A 24636-nucleotide genomic window follows, 5' to 3' on the forward strand; every position below is an offset into this window, starting at 1 on the left:
TGAGGGTTAGATTGGTATTAATTCTGTCTAAGATTCCTAATAGCTAAATTTATTCAATGAGGGATAGGTCAATAGCATCCGTAAATATCGTCCCAAAAATTCTGATAATGCTTGAAGAAGTGGTAATGAAGTATGACATATTAAAATTTTAAATATGGTGTCTAGTATAGTTTGGAGCAGAAAGGCTTAAAAGACTGAGAAAAATGATTCTTTGAATAAGACTCCATTTTAAACAAAGTCTTACTCATTTGAATTTTTCAATTATAAGAATACAATTAATAAAATCACACCTAAAACGACGCGATACCAAGCAAATACTCTTAACGTATGTTTTTCTACAAATTTCACTAAAGCTTTTACAACAAGTAATGCCGCAATAAATGCTGCGACAAAGCCAGCAGAAATATTCAGTAAATTATCAGAGGTTAGTACACTTGCATTGCGAATTAGGTCATAGGTGGCTGCACCGAGCATAGTCGGCATGGCTAGAAAGAAAGAAAATTCCGTTGCTGCTTTACGAGAAAGCCCCGATAACATCCCGCCAATGATGGTTGCACCTGAACGCGAAGTGCCTGGAATCATTGCGACGCATTGTGCAAAGCCAACAATAATGGCTTGTTTGATGGTAATATCCGTTGCTTCAATAGTTTTAGGCTCAATTTTTCGAGCTTCTACTGCAAAAATAATCAATCCACCGATAATCAGTGCACATGCCACTACCAGCGGGCTAAATAGCACTTGTTTAATAAAATCAACCGCTAGTACCCCAATGACCACTGCAGGAATGAAGGCCAAGATGACATTGATGGCAAAACGTCGCGCGTGTTGGTCGCCAGAAAAAAAGCCTCGAACCAGTTCAATAATTTTGTGTCGGTACAACCAGCAAACCGCCAAAATTGCACCGAGCTGAATCACGACTTCAAATGCACGTCCCGCATCGGATTGGAAATCAATGAGATGACCAAAAAGAATCAAATGCCCCGTACTGGAAATCGGTAAAAATTCCGTTAATCCTTCGATAAGCCCTAAGAATAAGGCTTTGAGTAATTCCAAGTTGTGCATAAATAAAAAAGTTAATAATTAAAAATTGGAATCTGTTTTAAGACATTTCGTACTACTTTGAAATGGGGCGGAGGAAGTTTTTTAGTTTTTTTATGTCATAGGTCTTGAGATGGATAGAGTGTTCATGTGCTGTATGCGTATTTAGGGTCGTTGCGGATGTTTTCTGAATGAAGAAAATGATGAAGACCGTAGAATGGTGCATCCAAACGAAAATATTCTAAAATCATATTCTATTCAGCGATAAAAACTCTTGGACCCTATTCAACGCTCTAAATGAATGGTTTTTGAATTTTTTGTCATCACTCTTGTGTATACCTTGGATTATCCTTTGTTTAGATGAAAAATTGTATAGAAATCGAAACGTGACCAAACAGGATGTAGACATAGAAGGTTGCTTAAGGAGCATGTGATCAGAATTTCAGTTATCTAAAGAGTAAGCCAATCATTGCTTCACTTTTTTGACTGAGTTGTCATCGGAACTAAAAACGTTGAAATAATGATAAGAAAAAGATGCTTATTTAATTTTAAATAGAATAATTTACGCAAAATTTACGCCATCCGCATTTTTGAATATAGAGAATTTACGCCCTCAATTTCCATACTAAAGCTGACCTATTTTTAATGGCATATGCTATGTGGGAATTTATTTCAGTATTTATCCTTTCATTGCTGTTGGCTTATCCGCTAGGACACTATCTTGCGGATGTAATGCAAACCAAACCAATGAAGAGTGACCGCTTTTTTAAGTGGATTGAACAACCGATCTACGCTGTTCTAAATGTGAAGCAAGTGGGTATGAACTGGCGGCAATATCTAGGTGCTTTTGTTCTGAGTAATGTTCTACTGCTTGGGGCGAGTGTGACTATTTTAATGACACAGGCATGGCTACCATTGAATCCTGATCATATTCCGAATATGAATTGGGATTTGGCTTTACATACCACTATTTCATTCCTGACCAATACCAACCAGCAGCATTACTCGGGGCAGTCTCAACTGTCTTATCTATCGCAAATGACAGTCATTGTTGGATTGCAATATTTGTCTCCAATCATGGGGCTTGCCTTATTGGTTGCCATGTTAAGAGCATTATTTTTACAATCAGTTCAACAACATGACCTAGATCAAAACAAATGGAATCGCATTAATCTGGGTAACTACTGGATGGATATCATCCGACCACTATTTCGATTTTTCATTCCTTTGGGATTTATTTTTTCTTTACTGCTCACTTTTCAAGGTGTGCCAGCAACCTTATCTGCGGGTCCAACGGCGCAAGTTTTAGAGCAAAGCACAGAAGTCAAAACACAACATATTCCACTTGGTCCTGTTGCGCCCATGGTGGCGATTAAACAGCTTGGCAGTAACGGTGGTGGTTGGTATGGACCAAACAGTAGTGTGCCTTTAGAAAATCCAACGCCGTTATCCAATGTGATAGAGATGATCGCGATTTTACTGATCCCATTGTCTGTGGTGTTTATGGTGGGACGCTTTATCCAACGTAAGAAATTGATGTGGGTGATTTTTGGCACCATGTTGCTGATGTCATTGGCTTCAACCTCATTAACGTTGTGGGCTGAAAAATCTTCGTTGATTCCAAATATTGCTTTGATGGAAGGGAAAGAAGTTCGCTTTGGTGCAGAAGCATCGGCACTGTGGGGAAGTTTGACCACGCAAGTGAATAACGGTTCGGTCAATATGATGCATGACTCTGCCTCACCACTGACAGGATTGGTTGAGCTGTGCAATATGCTGATTAATGCCATTTGGGGCGGTATCGGCTGTGGTCTATTACAGTTCTTTATTTATCTGTTTTTAGCAGTATTTATCGCAGGCTTGATGACAGGGCGTACGCCTGAATTATTTGGTCGAAAAATTGAAGTCACTGAAATTAAGTTGTTAGCACTGGTGATTGTATTACAACCAGTAGTGATTCTGGGTTTGACGGCCATCGCAATCGCTTTCCCATCCATTACAGGCAATTCAAATCCAGCATTTCACGGCATTAGCCAAGTGTTTTATGAGTATGTCTCTGCTTACGCCAACAATGGTTCAGGTTTTGAAGGTTTAGGTGATAACACACTTTGGTGGAACCTCAGTGCCAGTGTCGCGTTATTGGCAGGGCGTTATAGCGTGTTGATCATTCCAGTCTTGATCGCAGTGAGTTTGGCAACCAAACCACAAGCAGCAGAAAGCAAAGGTTCTTTACACATAGAGTCTCCAACCTTTGCCCTGACTTTAATTGGAATCGTGCTGATTCTGACCTTGTTGCAATTCATGCCAGTGTTGGTGATTGGGCCAATTGCTGACTATTTGTCGATTAAAATCTAAGCGTGGAGCAAGCACAATGAAACATTCAAATGCGACACAACACATGGATATTTTGAATAAAGAAATTATTCAGCAAACTTTCCATAAATTGCTGCCTCAACACGCTTTTAAAAATCCAGTGATGGCATGTGTGTGGGTCGGAACAATTTTAACGATTGCTGCGACTTTGATGGGGAGTACCAGCTTAGGTTTTGGTTTAGTCCTAAGCTTGATTTTATTGGTCACAGTCTTATTCGCCAATTATGCTGAAGCAGTCGCAGAAGCCAAAGGTCGTGGACAAGCTGCATCTTTACGTCAGGCCCGTGAAAACTTAACGGCAAATCGTATTCTCGATTTAAATGCTGTACCGACCGTGATTTCCGCAAATCTACTCAAAAAGGATGATTTAGTCATCGTTAAAGCAGGTGAAATTGTTCCTGCGGATGGTGAAATTATTCAGGGTTTTGCGACCATCAATGAATCAGCGGTTACAGGTGAATCTGCACCCGTACTGCGTGAAGCCAATACCGACCGTTCAGGTGTTATTGGCGGCACTAAGGTCTTGTCCGATGAAATTATTATTCGAGTCAGTAATGAAGCAGGGCATAGCTTCTTAGACCGTATGATTGCCTTGGTGGAAGGCGCCAACCGTCAAAAGACACCGAATGAGATCGCATTGAGTATTTTACTCAATATTATGACCATCACCTTTATTGTGGTGGTGGTAACCTTACCTTTCATTGGTTCAATGGTCGGGATCAAAATCAGCATCGTCTTGCTGATTGCACTGTTGGTGTGTTTGATTCCAACCACGATTGGTGGCTTGTTGCCTGCGATTGGGATTGCGGGGATGAACCGTGCTTTAAAAGCCAATGTCTTAGCCAAATCAGGTAAAGCGGTTGAAGTTGCGGGTGATATTGATGTGTTGTTGTTGGATAAAACTGGCACGATTACTTATGGTGACCGCCAAGCCACGGCTTTTTATCCATTGGCAGGTGTAACCCCAAGTGAGTTACGCCAAGCAGCAATGCTGACTTCTTTTGCCGATCCAACGCCTGAAGGGAAGTCGGTCATCAGCCTTGGGAAAGAATTAGGCGAAAGCATCCAAGAGCCGAAAGATGCCGAGTTCATTCAGTTTAGTGCCTCAACTCGTCTTTCAGGAGTAGATCTAGCAACTGGACAAACGATTCGTAAAGGTGCTGTCGATGCCATTCTTCATTTTACCCATCAAGAAATCAAAGACAACTTAGAGCTGAAAACGCGTGTAGAACAAGTGGCTTCTAAGGGGGCAACCCCTTTAGTAGTGGCATCGAATCACAATATTTTAGGCGTGATTGAACTTTCGGATGTGATCAAACAAGGCATTAAAGAACGTTTTGCACTGCTACGTGAGATGGGCATCAAAACCATTATGGTGACAGGAGACAATCCTTTGACTGCGGCTGCGATTGCGGCCGAAGCAGGGGTGGATGACTATATTGCGGAAGCGAGACCTGAGGATAAATTGGCTTGTATTCGTAACGAACAAGCAGCAGGGAAATTGGTCGCAATGGTCGGTGATGGTACCAACGATGCACCAGCTTTGGCGCAGGCAGATATTGGCTTAGCTATGAACTCTGGTACGCAAGCAGCCAAAGAAGCAGGCAATATGGTGGATTTGGATTCCGATCCAACCAAATTGCTAGATGTGGTCGAAATTGGTAAGCAGCAACTGATTACTCGTGGAGCATTAACCACTTTTTCGTTGGCAAATGACGTCTCTAAGTACTTTGTGATTTTACCTGCATTATTCGCAGTGGCGATTCCTGAGCTTAGTGTGCTGAATATTCTGCAACTCAGTAGCCCAAGTAGTGCAGTGATTTCCGCTTTGATCTTTAATGCCTTGATTATTCCAATGTTGATTCCATTGGCACTCAAAGGTGTTCAATTCAAACCTGCCAGTGCGCTGCAATTGTTACGCCGTAATATGCTGATTTACGGTGTAGGTGGGGTAGTCTTTCCGTTTATTGCCATCAAGCTCATTGACCTTGTTGTGTCCTTGTGGATTTAGGAGTTGGAAATGAATATTTTATTGAAGCATGAGCAATTGAACCAACAAAATCTTCAACTATCGAATCCTGTTCATTCAGTTTTACGCCCAAGCCTCGGTTTGGTTGCGGTTGGTTTCTTGATTGCAGGCATGTTGTACGCTACCGCAAGTGTCTCGATTGCGCAGTTGATCTTTCCGAAACAAGCCAATGGCAGTGTCATTGAACTGAAGGGTAAAGTGGTTGGGTCAAGTTTGGTCGGACAAAATTTTGTCAGTGAGTCATATTTTCATGGGCGACCGAGTGCGGTAAGTTACAGTGTAGATGGTATGGCGGGCAGTAATTTGGCAATCTCAAATCCTGATTTGCAGAAACAGATCAAGGAACGAACCGCACAGTTTGCGCAAAACAATCAGATGACTGAGCAACAAGTGCCCAATGAGATGGTGACTGCATCGGGCAGTGGGATTGACCCTGATATTTCACCTGAAAGTGCTTTATTACAGTTGAAACGAGTGGCACAGCAACGTCATTTGCCTGAGCAACAAGTTCGTGATTTGGTACAACAACAAATTCAGCCTGCACAGTTCGGCATATATGGGCAAGCGAGAGTGAATGTGTTGCAGTTAAATTTAGCCTTAGATCAATTGTCATCGGCCACACGTTGATAGAGCAGACTTTATGCAGATCGACCGAAACAATAAAGCAGATGCATGGTTGGCACATAGTCAACGTGAACAATCTGGACGTTTGATCATTTTCTTGGGTGCAGCACCTGGGGTAGGGAAAACCTATGCCATGCTGACCCGAGCGCATGAACTGATGCAACAAGGACAGCATGTGGTGGTCGGAGAGGTGGAAACTCACGGTCGATCTGATACTGAAGCTTTGATTCAAGGTCTCAATGTTATTCCCAGAAAGCTTGTGGAATATCAGGGGCGAATGTTGGAAGAGATGGATCTCGACCAAATTCTTAAATTAAAGCCTCAAATTGTGCTTGTTGATGAGTTGGCCCATCGGAATGTACCCGATAGTCGGCATGAATATCGTTGGCAAGATGTCAATGAGTTGTTGGATGCAGGCATTGATGTCTATAGCACCTTAAACATTCAGCATTTGGAAAGCCTCAATGATGTGGTTTACCAAATTACGGGGATTCGGGTAACTGAAACTGTACCTGATGCGTTACTTAAACGTTTGAAAGATATTCGACTGGTTGATTTACCTGTTCCTGAATTATTAGAACGGATGAATCATGGCAAGATTTATTTCGCCGATGTTGCACCCCATGCATTGCAAGGTTTTTTTAAAGCTGCAAATTTGACAGCATTACGTGATCTGGCAATTCAAACTGTTGCAGGGCAGGTCGATATTGATTATCGAGAAAAATTTGTTGCGCAAGGGCAGATTATTCCGATTCAAAATCATGTCCTGTTGGCGATAGATGGTTCTGAATTCTCTGAAGATTTGGTGCGCCGTGCGCATCGGATTGCGGAAAGGCGCAATGCAACGTGGAGCGTTATTTCGATTCAAAAAAGTAAGGTTGAAACGACTCAAGCCTTTGCAGTGACGAAAGCTTTTAATCTGGCACGTAAGCTCGGTGCAGACACTTATTTACTCTATAGCAATCATATTGCATCGACCATTTTACAGGCAGCTTATGATTATGGTGCATCTAATATTTTGCTCGGTAAAAGCCCTCAAAAATCGCTATGGCAACGCCTATTTTCAGATCATATTGCCGATCAACTGTTAGAGAAACAGCATCCTTTTGAAATCACCTTTGTTCAGCCGTTGAAAGCCAAAAATAATGAAAAGCGTTTGCAGACAGATGTGGCTCATTCATCTTGGCTAGAACAAGGATTGGCATTTAATCAACGTGAAGTGTTTGAAAGTATTATCATTGTATTACTAGGACTGATTGTAGCTGCAATCAGTGATCATTTTATTGGGTATAGTGATTTAGCTTTGATTTTTATTGTGACTGTATTATTGGTTGCGATACGTGCCCGCATGTTGATTACGATTATCAGTGTATTTATCTGTTTTTTACTCTACAACTACTTTTTTATCGAACCTCGCTTTACCTTTATGATTAGTGCTGAACGTGGGGTGATTACCATTATCACGTTCATTGTCTCAGCTTTACTGGTCGGGCGTTTAGCCAACCAATTACGCGCTCAGGTGCTTAGCCTACGTGCTGCAAATTCAGTGTCGTTACAGTTACAGGAATTAGAGCGCAAGCTATCGACCTGTGTGGATATTGAACAGGTGTTAAATGTCGCCAAACAACATTTGGAAACTTCATTAAATGCCACGGTTTGGTTAAAAGTTGAAAATCAGTCTTTAGGTGATCCATCCGTCTTAAATGAAAAAGATCAAATTGCCGCAGATTGGACGCAGAAGAATGCGAAACCCTGTGGACGTTTTACCAATACGTTGACCAATTCTGATTGGTGGTTTATTCCGTTAAATTTGGTCAAAGAATATGGGGTGATTGCGATTCGCTTTCATCAAAACGCTCAAACCATTAGCTTTGAATTGCAACGTTTAACTGAGTTGATGATTGAAGATATTGCGCAAACTGTTGCTCGGGTTCAATTCTCGTTACAGTTGGAAAACTCTCGTGTGGTGGCTGAAACGGAAAAGTTGCGTTCAGCCTTACTTTCTTCGGTATCGCATGATTTACGTTCACCCTTAGCCGCGATGATTGGCTCAGCAGATACGCTTAAATATTATGGTGAACAGATGCCTGAAAGCGATCGCCATGAATTATTAGACACCATTCACATTGAGGGCGAACGATTGGATCGTTATATTCAAAACCTGTTGGATATGACTCGATTAGGTCATCAGGGTTTGACTTTAAGTCGTGCTTGGATTGGTGTGGATGAATTGATTGGCTCGGCAACTCAACGGCTTAAACGCTATCAGCCTGAGGTAAAAATTGAGGTTGCTTTGGCGGAAGAACTTCCGCAATTATATGTGCATCCTGCTTTGATTGAACAAGCCATTTTTAATGTCTTGGAAAATGCCGCCAAGTTCTCACCAGAGAATGTTCCGATTGAAATAAAGATTCAGCAAGAGGAACAATTACTGCAAATTGACATTACCGATCAAGGGATCGGCATTCCTGAACATGAACGTGAACAAATTTTTGATATGTTTTATACCATGCAGCGTGGCGATCACGGTAAAACAGGAACAGGTTTAGGGCTGGCGATTGTCAAAGCGATTATTGGCGCTCATATGGGCAGTATCGAAGCTTTTGCTGGAACAGATGGTCAAGGCACTTTAATTCGCATACGATTACCGTTACATCAGGGTTAAACGATCTTTTATGCCGCAAACAATTTATCCGAATGCATCAATTTTAATTATTGATGATGAACCTCAAATTCGAAAATTTTTAGACATTGCTTTACGTGCGCAAGGTTATCAGGTGCATGTTGCTGAAAATGGCATGAAAGGCTTAGAAATTTTGGCAACACGGGGTGCGGATTTACTGATTTTAGATTTGGGTTTACCTGATATGGAAGGACAGCGGGTGTTAACCGAGATGCGGCAGTGGTCAGATATTCCTGTGATTGTGTTATCTGCACGTCCTGATGAAAATCAAAAAATTAAATTGCTCGATGCAGGCGCGAATGATTATGTGACCAAACCGTTTAGCATTCAGGAATTATGCGCTCGTATTCGAGTGATGTTTCGCAATAAACCACAACAGTCTGAACAGAATATTGTATTTGATGATGGTCAATTATCTGTGGATGTGGCTGAGCATATGGTGACGTTTGCTCAGGAAGAAATTGTCCTCAGCAAAAAAGAATTTCAACTGTTGGCACTGTTGATTCGTCATCAAGGTAAGATCGTCACACAAAAACAAATTATGACGGAGTTATGGGGCATTAGCCATGAAGAGGATACCCATTATCTTCGAATCTTGGTGAAAAAACTCCGCACCAAAATTGGAGATTCTGCGGTCACTCCAAAATATATTTTTACCATTGCAGGTGTTGGATTGCGCTTTGACGCAGCAAACCGCACATAGTAAAAAGCTCAACTTTTTAATAATCGATTTCGGCTTACTTAGAATTTCAAAAGATGTCTAATTTTATTCGTAATCATAGGATTACACGCCAAAATTGCAATTAAGATGATAGAGATACCGAGAATACTGAACATGTCGGGAATCTCATGCCAAAAAATAAAGCCCCAAATCCCTGCAAATACAATTGCAATATAATTCATCGGCCCAATTTGCCCAGCAGGGGCTAAACTATAGGCATAAGACATAAATAACTGGCTGATGTTGGCTAACAGCCCTGCGGTAATCAGTAAGGCCAATTCTTTGAGTGTGAAGATACGCCAGTGCCAAAACATTGGAATAGATGAAATGAGCGTGCCAAAAATACAAAAATAGAAAACGATCCGTTCGGGTGGCTCAGTACTGGTCAGTGCACGGACAGTGACAAAGGCCATTGCAGATAAGAAACAAGCACCTAGACCAATCACAGACAACGCATTAAACATCCCTTGATCGGGTTTGGCTACCAACAGCACCCCGATTAAACCAACAATCGCCGCGATAATCATGCCGAGACTTATTTTTTCTTTGAGAAAGAAGTAGGCAATCAGTGGAATAAAAATCGGCGAGGAGTAGCTAAACACCATTGCATTGGACAGTTTTAGATGTGCAATCGCGTAGAAAAACCCATACATGGCAGCTAAACCGACGACACTGCGCCAAGTATGCATCCACAATTTATCGGTTTTAATAAAACTTAAACCCTGCTTAAACAGCATAGGAATAAAAATAAATAATCCGACAGCATTCCTAAAAAAGACCACTGTCGGATTATCTACCGTTTCAGATGCAAAACGAATGCATACGCCCATAATCGAAAACAGCAAGGCTGAAGTCATTAAACAGAGGAGTGCTTTACTCACAGCCGTTGAGGGCGATGATGTGTTTTGCATCATAATATTGTGTTTCCGAGTACATAAACAGGTAAATAGAAGAATCAGCCGATTCCTCTACCCACCTTATAAAGTTTAGGTCACAGGGGCAGGGTTAAAGACTGCAAGTGAATTATGAATTCCCCAGTGATCTGACCAAGTTTTCTTTTCTCCGCTAGCAACTTGTAAAATGAGTTCAAATAATTCCCAACCCACTTGTTCAATGCTGCGTTTACCAATCGCGATATCACCCGCACTAATATCAATCAGGTCATACCAACGGTTGGCAATGGTGTTGCGGCTCGCCATTTTAATCACAGGAACTGCGGCTAAACCGTAAGGCGTGCCACGACCTGTGGTAAAGACTTGTACGGTAATGCCAGACGCCATTTGTTGTGTACCACAAATAAAGTCGCTAGATGGCGTTGCAGCAAAAATCAGCCCTTTCTTGGTTGGTTTTTGTCCTGGTGCCAAGACTTCAACAATTGCGGAACTGCCAGACTTAGCAATTGAGCCCATGGCTTTTTCCACAATGTTGTTTAACCCCCCCTTTTTGTTACCTGGGGTGGTATTGGCACTGCGGTCTACTTTACCTGCGGCGAGGTAGTCATCATACCATTGCATTTCACGAATGAGGTCTTTTGCAACTTGCTCATTTTCAGCACGAGGCGTGAGTAAATGAATGCCATCACGGACTTCAGTGACTTCTGAGAACATCACTGTACCGCCGCAACGGACAATCAGGTCAGAAGCAAAGCCTACAGCAGGGTTAGAGGTCACACCTGAAAAGGCATCACTGCCACCACATTGCATGCCCACCACCAAATGTGATGCAGACACTTCTTCACGTTGGCGCTGATTCAACTTTTCTAAATGGTGTTCTGCCACCGCCAAAATGTGGTCAACCATACTCTGAAAGCCATTATGACGTTCATCTTGCAGTTGAATGATATCTTGATCTTCAACAGGAATACGTTTGTTTTCAGCAGGAATATTCAGCAAGCGTTCAGGTTGCATTTTTTCACAGCCTAAGCTGACCACCATCACTTCGCCACCAAAGTTTGGATTCAGCGCTAAGTTATGAATGGTACGAATCGGCACAATCGCCGCAGGGGCATCAATCGCGACACCACAGCCATATAAGTGGTTGAGTCCGACAATACCATCAACATTTGGATATTTATGCAGTAATTCACGTTCTACGATTTTAACCACATGATCGACAATCCCTTCAACGCAGTTCACGCTGGTGGTAATTGCCAATAAGTTTTTGGTTCCAACAGAACCATCTTTGTTTTTATAACCTTTAAAAGTGTAACCAGTGAGTGGTTCAAGTACTGGTGCAGGACGAGTCGCAAGTTCTAAAGAGTCTAAAGTTGGTGCTTCAGGCATGCGTGTTACAGCTTCATTGACCCATGAACCTGCATTTAAATCTTTATTTGCATAGCCAATAATTTCGCCGTAGCGAACAATCGGATCGCTTTCTTTTAACTCTGTTAATAGAACTTTGTGACCTTGAGGAACAGCTTCAACTAAAGTGATGTCCTGAGCCTCTACATACGTACCTTGCGCAAGACCACCATCGTTCACCACGATCGCGACGTTGTCTTGCGGATTAATTTTGATGAGTAGTGGTCTCTGTTGCATGATCGTTCCTTGTAAAAATATTGCTGTAGAGCTAGCTTTGAAATTCGCTAGCTCTAAGTTGTAAATGAGGGGATTAGTTTGCAGTTGTTTTCAATTGGAAACGCTCGATTTTGCCGACCATGAGTAAGTAGCAAAGTAGTGCAATTACGGCATGAATACCAACAAACACCAAGGCATTGTTGAAAGAACCAGTAGAGCTGATGATGTAACCAATAACGATTGGAATCACGATACCCGCAGTATTACCAAAGGTATTGAATAAACCACCCGATAAGCCAATCATTTCTTTAGGTGCAACATCAGACATGACTGCCCAACCTAATGAACCAAAGCCTTTGCCGAAGAATGCCAATGACATAAAGAAGATAATGGCAGTATGCGAATCTACGTAGTTACAAATTACGATGCTAGTCGATAAGAACAAGCCAAGAATAATTGGCAGCTTACGAGCGAAAGTTACTGAATAATTCATTTTGATTAAGCGGTCTGAAACTAAACCACCCAAAATACCACCGATGAAACCGCAAAGTGCAGGAGCAACTGCAGCAAAACCAGCCTGCAAAATAGTCATATGACGTTCTTTTACAAGGTACACAGGGAACCAAGTTAAGAAGAAATAGGTTAAGCAGTTAATACAATACTGCGCAATGAATATCCCCAGTAACATACGCGAAGAAAGAAGCTGTTTAATATCGGCAAAAGAGGTCTTTTTCTTTTGCTGAGTATTATTTTTATCTTCACCCATATTTACCAAACCACCACCTTCTTTGATGTAGTCAAGTTCGGCAGGATTAATACTTGGATGATTGACTGGGCTATAAATAACTTTCAACCACACAAATGACATCACAATACCTAGACCACCCATGATCCAGAAAATAGATTGCCAGTGGACTTGTGCAACAAGCCAGCCCATGAATGGAGCGAAAATAACCGTTGCGAAATATTGTGCAGAGTTAAAAATTGCAGCAGCCGTACCGCGTTCTTTGGTCGGGAACCATGCAGCCACGATCTGACTATTTCCAGGGAACGCAGGGCTTTCCGCTAAACCAACCATAAAACGCAATAAAAATAAGACACTAATGACTGCGCCAGTGCTGCCGAAAATATCAGAGAAGCCAATAAGAACGGTGAATAATGACCATAAGAAAATACTGCCGAAATATACTTTTCGTGCGCCGTATTTATCGAGTAACCAACCACCTGGAATTTGTCCAATCACGTATGCCCAAGCAAACGCAGAGAAGATATATCCCATCGTCACAGAGTCAATACCTAACTCTTGTGTCATTGGTGAAGCAGCCATTGAAAGGGTTGCACGATCACCATAGTTTAATGAGGTGATAATAAAGATCATCGCTAAAATAAAATAGCGGGTCTTTTTGTGACTAGCCGTAGTAGCGGCAGCGGCACTTTGCGTTTGTAAATTTTCCATACACAAACTCTTCTATCCGTAACCTAATTTGTGCGCAATCAAATTAGAGTGACTTCATGTCTATTTAACGAAATAGGTATTTTTTCATCATGATTAAATACCGATTTCTTCCAAAATGCTCAAAGCAGTCTTTAAAGATGTATGACATCTTATGATTATTTTGGAATTGTTTGCAATTTGTTTTTTTGAAGTTTTGGGTTGTTGTTTATTAAGCTATTGAAAATTAATAAATTAAATAAATTTAGAGGTATGATGACTGAGTGATTGGATTAAATTTGAGTTATTTTTATGCACCTAACAAAGTATTTTATTCTTTTTTAAAAGAGAATTGAATAATCAATTAGTTGAATAAGTATAGATTTTCTTGCTTTTGATGCATATTAGCGGCGCTTTTCGAGACTTTCGCACAAAAAAGATTGGACTTTTCAATTTTATGTTGTAGGATGTCAGACAACTTATAGATGACTACGGAGAGTTACAATGGAAGCAGTTGAGTTAAAGAGTATTATTTCTGACGGTTTACTTTCTTTCCCAGTAACTGACTTTGACAAAAATGGCGATTTTAACAAAGCAACCTATGCAAAGCGTTTAGAGTGGTTAGCACCTTACGGTGCAAGTGCACTTTTTGCTGCGGGTGGTACAGGTGAGTTTTTCTCATTAACTGGCAATGAATATTCTGAAGTCATCAAGACTGCGGTGGATACTTGTAAGGGCAGTGTGCCGATTATTGCAGGTGCGGGTGGTCCAACTCGTCAAGCGATTGCACAAGCGCAAGAAGCTGAACGTTTAGGTGCTCAAGGTATTCTTTTAATGCCGCACTACTTAACTGAAGCGAGCCAAGAAGGCTTGATCGAACACGTTAAACAAGTGTGTAACTCAGTTGACTTCGGTGTAATTTTCTATAACCGTAGCGTATCTCTTTTAAATCTTGATTCATTACAACAATTAACAGAAGCATGTCCAAACCTGATTGGTTTCAAAGACAGTTCTGGTCAAATTGATATGATGACAGGCATTACCCAAACTGTAGGTGATCGTTTATCTTACTTAGGTGGTTTACCAACTGCTGAAGTATTTGCAGCACCATACAAAGCATTAGGTTGCCCAGTGTACTCATCTGCAGTATTTAACTTCATTCCAAAAACTGCCATGGAGTTTTATAACGCAATTCGTGCCAATGATACGGCAACGACTGATCGTTTAATCAAAGATTTCTTCTTACCACTTATTCAAATCCGTGACCGTAAAGCAGGTTATGGCGTAAGTATGATTAAAGCGGGTGCGAAAATTAGTGGTTATGATGCAGGTCCTGTACGTCCACCATTAAGCGATTTAACTCCGAAAGACTACGAAGACTTGGCTGCATTAATTGCAACTTTAGGTCCGCAATAAGTTTAGACATTTAGGCATTGGAGTTTATTCATGGCAATTAATAATGGTAAGCAATTTATCAATGGTCAGCGTGTCGCAACTCATGCACCGGCAATTGAAAGCATTAACGCAACAGATTATCAACTGACAGGTTATGTCTACAGCCAAGCAACGCTTGAAGAAGTAGACGCTGCTGCAAAAGCTGCTGAAGCTGCTTTCGCGGTTTATAGCCAAACGACACAAGAGCAACGTGCTGAATTTTTAGAAGAAATTGCAGTGCAGATTGAAGCTTGGGGTCCAAAGCTTCAAGAAGTTGCATCGTTGGAAACAGGTTTACCTTTGGCTCGTTTACAAGGTGAAACAGGTCGTGTAACGGGCCAGTTGCGTTTATTTGCTCAGTTGTTACGTCGTGGCGATTTCTATGGCGCACGTATTGATCCTGCATTGCCAGAACGTAAGCCAATGCCTCGCGTTGACCTTCGCCAATGCAAAGTGGCTGTAGGTCCTGTTGCAGTATTTGGTGCAAGTAACTTCCCATTGGCGTTTTCTACCGCTGGTGGTGACACGGTTGCAGCTTTGGCTGCGGGCTGTCCAGTCGTGTTTAAAGCTCACTCAGGTCATATGGCGACTGCGGAACTGGTTGGTGAAGCGATTGAAAAAGCCATTGTGAACTGTGCAATGCCAGCGGGTACATTCAATATGATCTTTGGTGGTCGTATTGGTGCGGATTTGGTGGCACATCCACTGATTCAAGCAGTAGGTTTCACGGGTTCTTTGGAAGGTGGTATGGCGCTATACAATATTGCGCAAAACCGTCCTCAACCCATTCCTGTATTTGCCGAAATGTCGAGCGTGAACCCAGTTGTGGTGATGCCACAGGCATTAGCTGCACGTGGTGCACAAATTGCACAAGACACGGTTGCTTCATTTAACATGGGTTGTGGTCAATTCTGTACCAAACCGGGTTTAATTTTAGGCGTGAAAAGCCCTGAGTTTGATCAGTTTGTTCAAGGCTTAATTGCACATACACAGCAAGCTGTGCCACAAGTGATGTTGAATCCAGGTACTTTAAAAAGCTATCAACAAGGTGTTGCTGAGTTAAAAACCGAAGCTGGCTTTGAATTGATTGCTCAAGGTCAAGAAGCAACGTTGATTTCACAAGCATCGGCGAACTTGTTCCAAGCAGACCAAAGCGTTTTGTTGGCTGGGAATGCCAAGCTACAACATGAAGTGTTTGGTCCAATGTCGATTGTTGTTGCAGTAGACGACGAAGCAACCTTATTACGAGGTCTTGAACAATTAGCAGGTCAATTGACAGCTACCATCATTGGTGAAGATGCTGAATTGGCGACGGCACAAGCATTATTAACACTGTTCACGCGTAAAGCAGGTCGTGTGTTATTTAACGGCTTCCCGACAGGGGTAGAAGTGTCTGATGCCATGGTTCATGGCGGTCCATTCCCTGCAACAAGTGATGCGCGTGGTACATCGGTAGGTACGGGTGCAATTGAACGCTTTATGCGTCCAGTGTGTTATCAAAACACACCACAAGTATTATTGCCAGCAGCGCTTAAAGATGAAAATCCATTACAAATTAATCGTTTGATTAATGGTGAATTGACTAAAGCAGCACTTTAATTCAATGGATTAAACCAAAGCCACGCTATGATTGATCATGGCGTGGCTTTATTTAGGACAGTATTCTATGGAAAGTTTTAATTGCAGTAATGCCAAAGCGCTGTTGTCCATGATTATGGATAAAGCAGTCGCGGGTGATCCCGTCGAAATTACCCGTAAAGGCCGAGAGTCTGCGGTCATGATCAGCAAGGCTTCCTATGAGGCCTATAAAAAAGCAGAATTTGAGGCGAAATTTCCAAAACAGTCCGAATCTTACTGAAGGTTTTAGGCTTCAATATCTAGTGCACGAGCATGTCAGGCATGTATTTCCTTTTTTTGAATCAACAGTGTTAGTTTGAATGACAGGATCAGACTGATATGATGTATCACCACTCCCGATAACAATTGAAGTCCAAACAACTTACTATAGGACTATTGGGTCGGGTTATAGTAAACTAAGTCTCTAATTTTCCAATATTTGGTGAGTCTCTTTCATTATGTCTAGTGCGATTAAATCTAGATCAACAAAAAAATTAAGCCAAATCATCGTCGCGCAATTGATTGAAAAAATTCAATCCGGAGACTTTACGGTTGGAGAAAAAATTCCGACAGAACTTGAACTGATTGAACAGTTTGAAGTGAGTCGTTCGGTTATTCGAGAGGCTATTACCGAATTACGTTCTCTCGGTTATGTCGAGACCCGTCATGGTATTGGTACTTTTGTCAAAGAACATTCCATCGAACAAAATTTTTTACTTTCAAATGCCAGCTTAGAAACCATCAATGACATTGTGGCCTTACTGGAATTGCGGATTAGTTTAGAGTCAGAGGCAGTATTTCTTGCTTCGGAACGCCGTAAACAAGTGCATATCGATAAAATGAAAGTAGCATTGGATGACTTTGAAAAGCATATTTCGTCTGATGTGAATGACGGTACAGTGAAAGCTGATTATGACTTTCATATTGCAATTGCCGAGGCCTCTGAAAATCAATATTTTGTTGATTTTCTGAAATACCTAGGTGAAAAAATTATCCCGCGTGCACGAGTAAAATCCATTGAACACAGCCCTGTGAATCGTGAAGATTATTTAAAAACAGTACACCATGATCATGTTAATATTTTCAATGCGATTGTAGATCAAGATGGACTTTTGGCACGTCAAATGATGCGTGCTCATCTCTCAAAAAGCATTAAAAAGTTTAAGCAATAGTTTTAGGACTTAACGACGATTAAAGTTCTGATATAAAAAAAGCAGCATGACTTAATTCGAGTCTGCTGCTTTTTTTATTGATACAAAGTCTATTGAAGCATGATGTATTTAAACAAGATTTTGTTCTACACCTTGCATATTTTGATTGATATTACTTTGTAAAATGTCAAATAAACGTTGTTGTGCTTCGTCTGTACCCCAAGCAATATGTCCAGTAATCATGACATTGGCATGCTGGCGTTGCAGTTGGAGTAGTGGATGGTCATCGGCAGGCGGTTCCTGATTCAATACATCAGCACCAAAACCTGCAATTTTTTTGCTTTCAATTGCTGCAATCAGATCGGCATCATGCACTAAGCCACCACGACCGACATTAATTAAAATACTTTTTTCTTTCATGCGTTCAAAGACTGAAGCATCGATCATGTGTTCAGTTTCAACATTTAACTCACAGTGTAAAGACAAAATATCTGCTTGTTGTACAGCTTGCTCAAATGGCACATATCCATCACGGCATTGCGCCGCATTTTTACGCTCACTAAAAATGACTTTCATGCCAAATGCTTCGGCTTTTTGTGCAAGCGATAAGCCAATTTCACCTTTACCCATGATGGTCAGTGTTTTATTTTTGAGTTCACCCATTGGAGCAGCTAAAAAGAATGAGCTGTTGCCCGTTGACCACAATCCTTGTTTAACGCCATCAACCTGTTGAGGAAAATTTTTAATTAAATTAATCATTAAGGTAAACGCATGTTCGGCAACGGCATCGCCTGCATAGCCACGGATATTACAGACTTGAACGCCATGTTGTTTGAGCAGAGGCAGATTGACGTGGTTAAAGCCAGTTGAGCAGAGTGCGAGGAGCTTTAGATTGGGATTGTTGGCTAAAACTTGTTCATTAACATTTAAATCACTAATGATAATGACATCTTGATCATGGACTTGTGTTTGAAACTGCTCTTGATCGAGTTGCTGAAATTCGCTGTATTGCACAGGAAAATCGAATTGAAATGCTTGATCAATTAAGACATATTTTTCGGCACAGGTTACTTTGAGAGTCGACATAAGAAAGTATTCAATATAAAACTTGATATAAGACATCATATGTCATCTGAGTGCTGATTTCTATATCACATCATTATACGCAGGGCAGTTGCGCATCGTTCAAGCCACTTTTTGATTTCAATTCGGTGAGTTTTTAGGAAGGAGAGGGGCCTGATACTGCTCTAATCAAGGCACTCATCAAGAAAAAATACCAAGAAATCGATATGTATTTCTTGGTATTTTTCTTCGCTACATGAATGGTCTTAAACATCAAAAACATGAACAACTTAGCTCAAACAAGTTCAGTTTTTAAGGATTTAAATGTTCTAAGGTTGAAATAAAGTCCGTAAATTTCTCACCTTGAATCACCACATGCGCTTTCAGCAAGGCCTCAGCTTCTTGTTCATCCCCTGCAAAAATGGCCTCTAAAATTGCGCTATGCTCTGAAAATGAATGATTCATTCGATGGTTAACGCGGAGTTGCAGGCGACGGTACGGGTGCAAACGTTTGTGTAAGGTACACGCTTGTTCAATTAAAAAGGCATTATGACTGGCTTGATAAATGGCAAAGTGAAATAAACGGTTGGCCTCATAATAATTTTCTGAATCGTTCTGATTTAAATAGTCTTGGCATAACTGATGTAAGCGCTGTAATTCTTGCTTTTCTTCAGGTTGAATGCGCCGTGCTGCTAAACGTCCACACATGGCTTCTAATTCAGCCATCACCTCGAACATTTCACAAAGGGTAAGTGAATTAATGGCTGGAATAATTGCACCACGACGTGGGCGAATTTCAACTAAACCTTCAGCGGCCAATAGCTTTAATGCCTCACGAATCGGGGTGCGTGAAGCACCATAGCGTTCGCAAAGCTCTTGTTCATCTAGCTTAGTCCCAGGTAGGAAAAAGCCATAAATAATATCATCCTCTAACTTTTTACTAATTTGAATAGAAAGAGGAAGTTCCGCAATTGAAGTCATACATCACCAAAAATTGTATACAATTTATGTTTATTTGAGTACAAATCATTGTACACTGGATACAGATAAGCTATAACTATAGCAAATTATAAGTCAGATTATTAGAAGCACTGCATGATCCAGGGAGGATTCAGCAATGATTATTTACGGAACAGCCATATTGGCAGTCTGCCATTTACTTGGTGTTTATCTAGGCAATGCCCTCGGGATTGCTCTTGGTGTGCAAGCCAATGTAGGTGGTGTGGCCATTGCCATGATTTTATTAATTCTATCGAAGGAACTATTAGCGAAACGTGGGCACTTACCACAAGTGACTCAATTTGGTGTGTTGTACTGGTCAGGTATGTATATCCCGATTGTGGTTGCCATGTCGGCAGGTCAAAACGTAGTTGCTGCTATGTCGGGCGGGATGTTAGGTCTGATTGTTTCGCTTGCATCTTTGATTGGTACCGTCTTGGTGATTCGTTGGTTGAATAAATCCAGTGGCGATTATGACAGCTATGAATGGGCTGTAGAGCAGACTGAAAAAGCCGCTTAAGGACAAGGGTGTTGTCTTAACACGAAATAACAATCAGTTGTACGGTTACAAGGAAGAAACGCAATGGAAGAAATAATTACGGTTTTTACCAAAAATGCCCTCGTCGCGGCGCTCGCAGTGACTGGTTTGATGATGTATGTGTCGCATCTTTTGTCGAAATATCTTACCAAAGGGAAGTTACAAAGCTCAGCCATCGCCATCACCATGGGGCTAGTTTTGGCTTATTTCGCTGGGATTTATACTCAAGGTGAAAAGGGCATTTCAGATATCGCCATTTTCTCAGGTTTTGCTTTACTCGGTGGTGCCATGATTCGTGACTTGGCCATTGCATCAACGGCGTTTGAAGTCGACGTCAAAGAAGTGAAAAAAGCAGGAAAGGTGGGCTTGATCGCGCTTGCACTGGGCTGCGTGATTCCATTTTTGATTGGTGCAATGGTGGCGTGGTTGATGGGCTATAAAGATCCCGTTTCGATGACCACGATTGGCGCAGGTGCGATGACCTATATCGTTGGGCCAGTAACAGGTTCAGCCATTGGTGCAAGCTCAGAAGTGATTGCATTATCGATTGCAATTGGTTTGATCAAGGCGGTGTTTTTCATGGTGGGTACGCCGTTGTTCGCAAAATTTATGTATCTCAAAAGTCCACGTTCTGCCATGGTTTTTGGTGGAATGGCAGGGACGACTAGTGGTACAGCAGCAGGTTTGGCAGGAACTGATGTGCGTTTAGTACCCTATGGTGCATTGGTCGCAACCTTCTATACCGGTCTTGGTTGCTTACTTGGACCCTCTGTATTTTTTCTCACAATTAATGCCATCTTCGGCTAAGCACAGCATAAAGGTGACCCCATGAACCAAATGGTTAAGACGCGCTTATGGGATAAGCAGCGCACCCGTAGACAAGAAAAGTTGAATCTTGCCAAAGAAAAAGGCTTTGCAAAACAAGTTGAGCATACTCGGGTGATTGAACTTTTGGAAACGGTAATTTCCAGTGGTGATCGCGTTTGTTTAGAAGGTAATAACCAAAAGCAGGCCGACTTTTTGTCAAAGAGTTTAAGTCAGTGTAATCCAGAGGTGGTTCATGACTTACATATCGTGCAGTCAGTATTGGCTTTACCCAGTCATATTGATGTCTTTGAAAAAGGCATTGCTTCTAAGGTCGATTTTTCCTTTGCAGGCCCACAAAGTTTACGTCTAGCACAATTGGTTCAGCAGCAAAAAATCAGTATTGGTTCGATCCATACTTACCTCGAGCTGTATGGGCGATACTTTATCGATCTGACGCCAAATGTCTGCTTGATTACGGCACATGCGGCCGACCGTGAGGGCAACCTCTATACAGGTGCGAATACCGAAGATACGCCCGCGATTATTGAAGCGACAGCATTTAAAAGCGGCATTGTGATTGCGCAGGTTAATGAAATTGTCGATAAGTTACCGCGTGTGGATGTACCTGCGGATTGGGTCGATTTTTATATCGAAAGTCCCAAGCACAACTATATAGAACCATTATTTACCCGTGATCCTGCACAAATTACTGAAGTGCAAATTTTAATGGCGATGATGGTCATTAAAGGTATTTATGCGCCTTATCAAATTCAACGTTTAAATCATGGTATTGGTTTTGATACCGCGGCAATTGAATTGTTACTGCCTACGTATGGGGCATCCTTAGGACTAAAGGGACAGATCTGTACCAATTGGGCTTTGAACCCGCACCCGACTTTAATTCCAGCGATTGAAAGTGGATTTGTCGAATCGATCCATAGCTTCGGTTCTGAAGTGGGGATGGAAGACTATATTAAAGAACGTCCAGATGTGTTTTTTACGGGTAGTGATGGCAGCATGCGCTCTAATCGTGCCTTTAGTCAAACCGCAGGTTTATACGCCTGCGATCTGTTCATTGGTTCGACTTTACAGATTGATTTACAAGGCAACAGTTCAACCGCAACCGTAGACCGTATTTCGGGTTTTGGCGGAGCGCCGAATATGGGCTCTGACCCGCATGGACGCCGTCATGCCAGTTATGCCTATACCAAAGCAGGCCGTGAAGCGGTCGACGGCAAACTGATCAAAGGGCGTAAGTTGGTGGTGCAATTGGTCGAAACATACCGTGAGCATATGCATCCTGTCTTTGTTGAAGAGTTAGATGCATGGCAGTTGCAGGACAAAATGGAGAGTGAACTCCCGCCCATCATGATTTATGGCGAAGACGTAACCCATATTGTCACTGAAGAAGGTATTGCCAACTTGCTGTTATGTCGCACTCCTGAAGAACGTGAACAAGCCATTCGTGGCGTGGCAGGTTATACCCCAGTCGGTATGCAGCGTGATGAGGCCAAAGTGGATGAGTTACGCCAGCGCGGCATTATTCAACGTCCAGAAGATTTGGGTATCGATCCAACACAGGTCAGTCGTGATTTGTTGGCGGCAAAATCGGTGAAAGATTTAGTTAAATGGTCGGGTGGTTTATATAGGCCCCCAAGTCGCTTTAGAAACTGGTGATCGACATGGAAAAGTTAAAATTTGAATTACAATCAGCACCGCTGAGCGCTGAACAAGCGGCTGTTATTTGTGGTGTCGTTGGTTCTGGAAATTTAGAAGTTTTGGTTTCACAGCATGATCAAGCGGATATTTGTCAGATTGAAGTCACGACATCAGCCGTCGGTTTTCAACATGTTTGGCAGTCTGTGCTGAATGAGTTTGCACAACGTCATGCAGTAGCAGGGCTTAAATTTCAGTTAAATGATATGGGCGCGACCCCAGCGGTGGTGAATCTACGCTTAAGCCAAGCAATATCTATGTTTAAGGGAGTATAGAACATGGATCAAGTGATGCTCAAAAACAGTTTTTATGAAAAAACCGCACGTGCGCGTATTCAAGCAGTTGTTGATGCTCAGAGTTTTAATGAAATTTTAAAGCCGACTGAAGTTGAAGTCAGCCCACACCTGTCTGCTTTGGATATTCCAGGTAGTTTTGATGATGGCGTGATTATTGGTACAGCGCGTGTAAACGGAACACCAGTACATATTATGGCGCAAGAAGGTCAGTTTATGGGCGGGGCTGTGGGTGAAATCCACGGGGCGAAAATTGTCGGTCTCTTACATAAAGCCATTCAAGATCAAGCGCAAGCAGTACTGTTTTTTGTCGACTCAGGCGGCGTGCGTCTGCATGAAGCCAATGCCGGTCTCATCGCCATTTCCGAAATTATGCGTGCCATGTTGCAAGTACGAAATGCGGGGATTCCGATTATTACCGTGATTGGCGGCACCTGTGGTGCTTTCGGTGGTATGGGCATCAGTGCCTGTTTGAGCAGTGCCATCATCATGACGGAAGAAGGGCGTTTGGCACTGTCTGGCCCAGAAGTGATTGAAACAGTGAAAGGCGTCGAAGAGTTTGACTCGAAAGACCGTGCTTTGGTTTGGCGCGTTACAGGCGGTAAACATCGTTATTTACTGAACCATGTACAGGCTTTGGTCGAGGATGATATTGCAGATATTCGTGATGCGATTTTAACACAACTAGACGCCAAGGCTGCTTCTTTAGATTTAGAACAATTATTGCAACAGCAGCAACAGCTTGAGCAGCAGTACCAACGCTGGTTTGGTAAAAATGATGGTTTACAGATTTGGCATGACATGGGAATTTCACAGCCAGAAAAAATTCCGATGTTGTCTGCCCATGAAGTTGTGTTGTTAAAGCAAGGATGAGGTCATGAATACAGAATTACTTTTACAACAGTTGTTTCCGCATCAACTGGATTATCAGATCGAAGGTTATGTGATTAAGGGCAATGCTCAGACGGACGCAGGTCCAGTACGGATTTTGGGTACAGTTAATGCAGCACCTATTAATCAAGACATTGCTATTCAATTATCCTCAGAAATTTTGAAATTGGTACACCAAGGCAATAAAACTCCGGTGGTCTTTATTGTGGATACGCAAGGTCAAGATCTTTCCCGTGCCGATGAGTTATTGTGCTTAAACCGTACCTTCGCGCATTTGGCATCTTGTGTTGATCTATTGCGTAGAAGTGGGCATGCCAACCTTGCGATTATTTTCGGTCAAGCGGTCAGTGGCGGCTTTCTCTCTTATGGACTCATGGCAAACGAAGTTTATGCACTCAGTGATTCGCAAGTGAAAGTCATGGACTTAAACGCGATGGCACGGGTCACTAAAATTCCAGTCGAAAAGTTAAAAGAACTTTCCCAAAGCTCAGCTATTTTTGCCCCAGGGGCAGAAAACTTTTACAAAATGGGCGCAATCAATGCCATTTGGCCAGATTTGGAGACAGACTGGGTCAGCCAAGCATTGTTAAATCAACAACAACATCTTGAGGTTTTTCTGACAGATCAACGCCGTGTGGTGGGGCAGCAGCGTCAAGGGCGTGTGCTGTGTAATACTATTATTGAGAAAGTTGTCCACAGTTAAGGAAGCAGA

The 24636-nt window shown here is 42.0% G+C and carries 21 protein-coding genes; 15 read left to right on the plus strand and 6 right to left on the minus strand.

Annotation, left to right across the window (positions count from 1 at the left end; translation table 11 throughout):
- Window positions 1-261: 261 nt before the first annotated feature.
- The gene (locus JZ787_RS12810; protein WP_234951276.1) at window positions 262-1062 is read right to left on the minus strand and encodes an undecaprenyl-diphosphate phosphatase; all 801 of its coding nucleotides are present in this window, start codon (window positions 1060-1062) and stop codon (window positions 262-264) included.
- 633 nt (window positions 1063-1695) lie between these two features.
- On the opposite strand from JZ787_RS12810, the gene kdpA reads away from it, so the two are divergent.
- Genes kdpA through JZ787_RS12835 form a run of 5 tightly spaced genes read left to right on the plus strand, consistent with a single transcriptional unit; the run spans window position 1696 to window position 9450 of the window.
- The gene (gene kdpA / locus JZ787_RS12815; protein WP_346312516.1) at window positions 1696-3393 is read left to right on the plus strand and encodes a potassium-transporting ATPase subunit KdpA; all 1698 of its coding nucleotides are present in this window, start codon (window positions 1696-1698) and stop codon (window positions 3391-3393) included.
- Between the two features lie 16 nt (window positions 3394-3409).
- Window positions 3410-5422: a potassium-transporting ATPase subunit KdpB gene (gene kdpB / locus JZ787_RS12820; protein WP_346312517.1), complete on the plus strand. Its 2013-nt coding sequence runs from the start codon at window positions 3410-3412 to the stop codon at window positions 5420-5422.
- A gap of 9 nt (window positions 5423-5431) precedes the next feature.
- Window positions 5432-6067 carry a potassium-transporting ATPase subunit KdpC gene (gene kdpC, locus JZ787_RS12825; RefSeq protein ID WP_346312518.1) on the plus strand — a complete coding sequence of 212 codons (636 nt, stop codon included), beginning with the start codon at window positions 5432-5434 and terminating at the stop codon, window positions 6065-6067.
- Between the two features lie 13 nt (window positions 6068-6080).
- On the plus strand, window positions 6081-8729 hold the full coding sequence (locus JZ787_RS12830; protein WP_346312519.1) for a sensor histidine kinase KdpD: 2649 nt from the start codon (window positions 6081-6083) through the stop codon (window positions 8727-8729).
- A gap of 10 nt (window positions 8730-8739) precedes the next feature.
- Window positions 8740-9450 carry a response regulator transcription factor gene (locus JZ787_RS12835; RefSeq protein WP_346312520.1) on the plus strand — a complete coding sequence of 237 codons (711 nt, stop codon included), beginning with the start codon at window positions 8740-8742 and terminating at the stop codon, window positions 9448-9450.
- A gap of 38 nt (window positions 9451-9488) precedes the next feature.
- On the opposite strand, the gene JZ787_RS12840 is transcribed toward JZ787_RS12835, so the two are convergent.
- The 3 genes from JZ787_RS12840 to JZ787_RS12850 form a co-directional block, all read right to left on the minus strand.
- On the minus strand, window positions 9489-10379 hold the full coding sequence (locus tag JZ787_RS12840) for a DMT family transporter (protein ID WP_346312560.1): 891 nt from the start codon (window positions 10377-10379) through the stop codon (window positions 9489-9491).
- Window positions 10380-10454: 75 nt separating this feature from the next.
- On the minus strand, window positions 10455-12005 hold the full coding sequence (garD, locus tag JZ787_RS12845; protein ID WP_346312521.1) for a galactarate dehydratase: 1551 nt from the start codon (window positions 12003-12005) through the stop codon (window positions 10455-10457).
- 73 nt (window positions 12006-12078) lie between these two features.
- Entirely contained in the window at window positions 12079-13440 is a 1362-nt protein-coding gene (locus tag JZ787_RS12850; RefSeq protein ID WP_346312522.1) for an MFS transporter, read from the minus strand.
- 480 nt (window positions 13441-13920) lie between these two features.
- Here JZ787_RS12850 and kdgD point away from each other — a divergent pair, with 480 nt between their 5' ends.
- From kdgD to JZ787_RS12870, 4 genes are all read left to right on the plus strand, one after another.
- Complete coding sequence (gene kdgD, locus JZ787_RS12855; RefSeq protein ID WP_168158477.1) at window positions 13921-14832, plus strand: 5-dehydro-4-deoxyglucarate dehydratase; 912 nt, start codon at window positions 13921-13923, stop codon at window positions 14830-14832.
- Between the two features lie 30 nt (window positions 14833-14862).
- A complete protein-coding gene (locus JZ787_RS12860) occupies window positions 14863-16449 on the plus strand; it encodes an aldehyde dehydrogenase (NADP(+)) (RefSeq protein WP_346312523.1) in 1587 nt (528 codons plus the stop codon).
- A gap of 67 nt (window positions 16450-16516) precedes the next feature.
- Complete coding sequence (locus tag JZ787_RS12865) at window positions 16517-16708, plus strand: type II toxin-antitoxin system prevent-host-death family antitoxin (protein WP_004981514.1); 192 nt, start codon at window positions 16517-16519, stop codon at window positions 16706-16708.
- 217 nt (window positions 16709-16925) lie between these two features.
- Window positions 16926-17639, plus strand: coding sequence for a FadR/GntR family transcriptional regulator (locus tag JZ787_RS12870; protein WP_168158475.1), 714 nt, complete (start codon window positions 16926-16928; stop codon window positions 17637-17639).
- Window positions 17640-17747: 108 nt separating this feature from the next.
- Here the strand turns inward: JZ787_RS12870 and JZ787_RS12875 are convergent, their stop codons facing one another.
- Both JZ787_RS12875 and JZ787_RS12880 read right to left on the minus strand, forming a co-directional pair.
- Complete coding sequence (locus JZ787_RS12875; RefSeq protein ID WP_346312524.1) at window positions 17748-18704, minus strand: NAD(P)-dependent oxidoreductase; 957 nt, start codon at window positions 18702-18704, stop codon at window positions 17748-17750.
- Between the two features lie 288 nt (window positions 18705-18992).
- Window positions 18993-19661, minus strand: a complete 669-nt coding sequence (locus JZ787_RS12880) for a GntR family transcriptional regulator (protein ID WP_168158473.1) — start codon at window positions 19659-19661, stop codon at window positions 18993-18995.
- 136 nt (window positions 19662-19797) lie between these two features.
- On the opposite strand from JZ787_RS12880, the gene madL reads away from it, so the two are divergent.
- From madL to mdcE, 6 genes are all read left to right on the plus strand, one after another.
- The gene (gene madL, locus JZ787_RS12885) at window positions 19798-20199 is read left to right on the plus strand and encodes a malonate transporter subunit MadL (protein WP_062035311.1); all 402 of its coding nucleotides are present in this window, start codon (window positions 19798-19800) and stop codon (window positions 20197-20199) included.
- A gap of 63 nt (window positions 20200-20262) precedes the next feature.
- Window positions 20263-21024, plus strand: a complete 762-nt coding sequence (madM, locus tag JZ787_RS12890; protein WP_168158472.1) for a malonate transporter subunit MadM — start codon at window positions 20263-20265, stop codon at window positions 21022-21024.
- Between the two features lie 21 nt (window positions 21025-21045).
- The gene (gene mdcA, locus JZ787_RS12895; protein WP_346312525.1) at window positions 21046-22701 is read left to right on the plus strand and encodes a malonate decarboxylase subunit alpha; all 1656 of its coding nucleotides are present in this window, start codon (window positions 21046-21048) and stop codon (window positions 22699-22701) included.
- Window positions 22702-22706: 5 nt separating this feature from the next.
- Window positions 22707-23015 carry a malonate decarboxylase acyl carrier protein gene (mdcC, locus tag JZ787_RS12900; RefSeq protein WP_016166424.1) on the plus strand — a complete coding sequence of 103 codons (309 nt, stop codon included), beginning with the start codon at window positions 22707-22709 and terminating at the stop codon, window positions 23013-23015.
- A gap of 3 nt (window positions 23016-23018) precedes the next feature.
- Window positions 23019-23906: a biotin-independent malonate decarboxylase subunit beta gene (locus tag JZ787_RS12905; protein ID WP_346312526.1), complete on the plus strand. Its 888-nt coding sequence runs from the start codon at window positions 23019-23021 to the stop codon at window positions 23904-23906.
- 4 nt (window positions 23907-23910) lie between these two features.
- Entirely contained in the window at window positions 23911-24627 is a 717-nt protein-coding gene (mdcE, locus tag JZ787_RS12910; protein WP_346312527.1) for a biotin-independent malonate decarboxylase subunit gamma, read from the plus strand.
- The last annotated feature ends 9 nt before the right edge of the window (window positions 24628-24636 follow it).

The sequence above is a fragment of the Acinetobacter sp. BWR-L5 genome (genome assembly GCF_039655985.1).
Taxonomy (GTDB): domain Bacteria; phylum Pseudomonadota; class Gammaproteobacteria; order Pseudomonadales; family Moraxellaceae; genus Acinetobacter; species Acinetobacter johnsonii.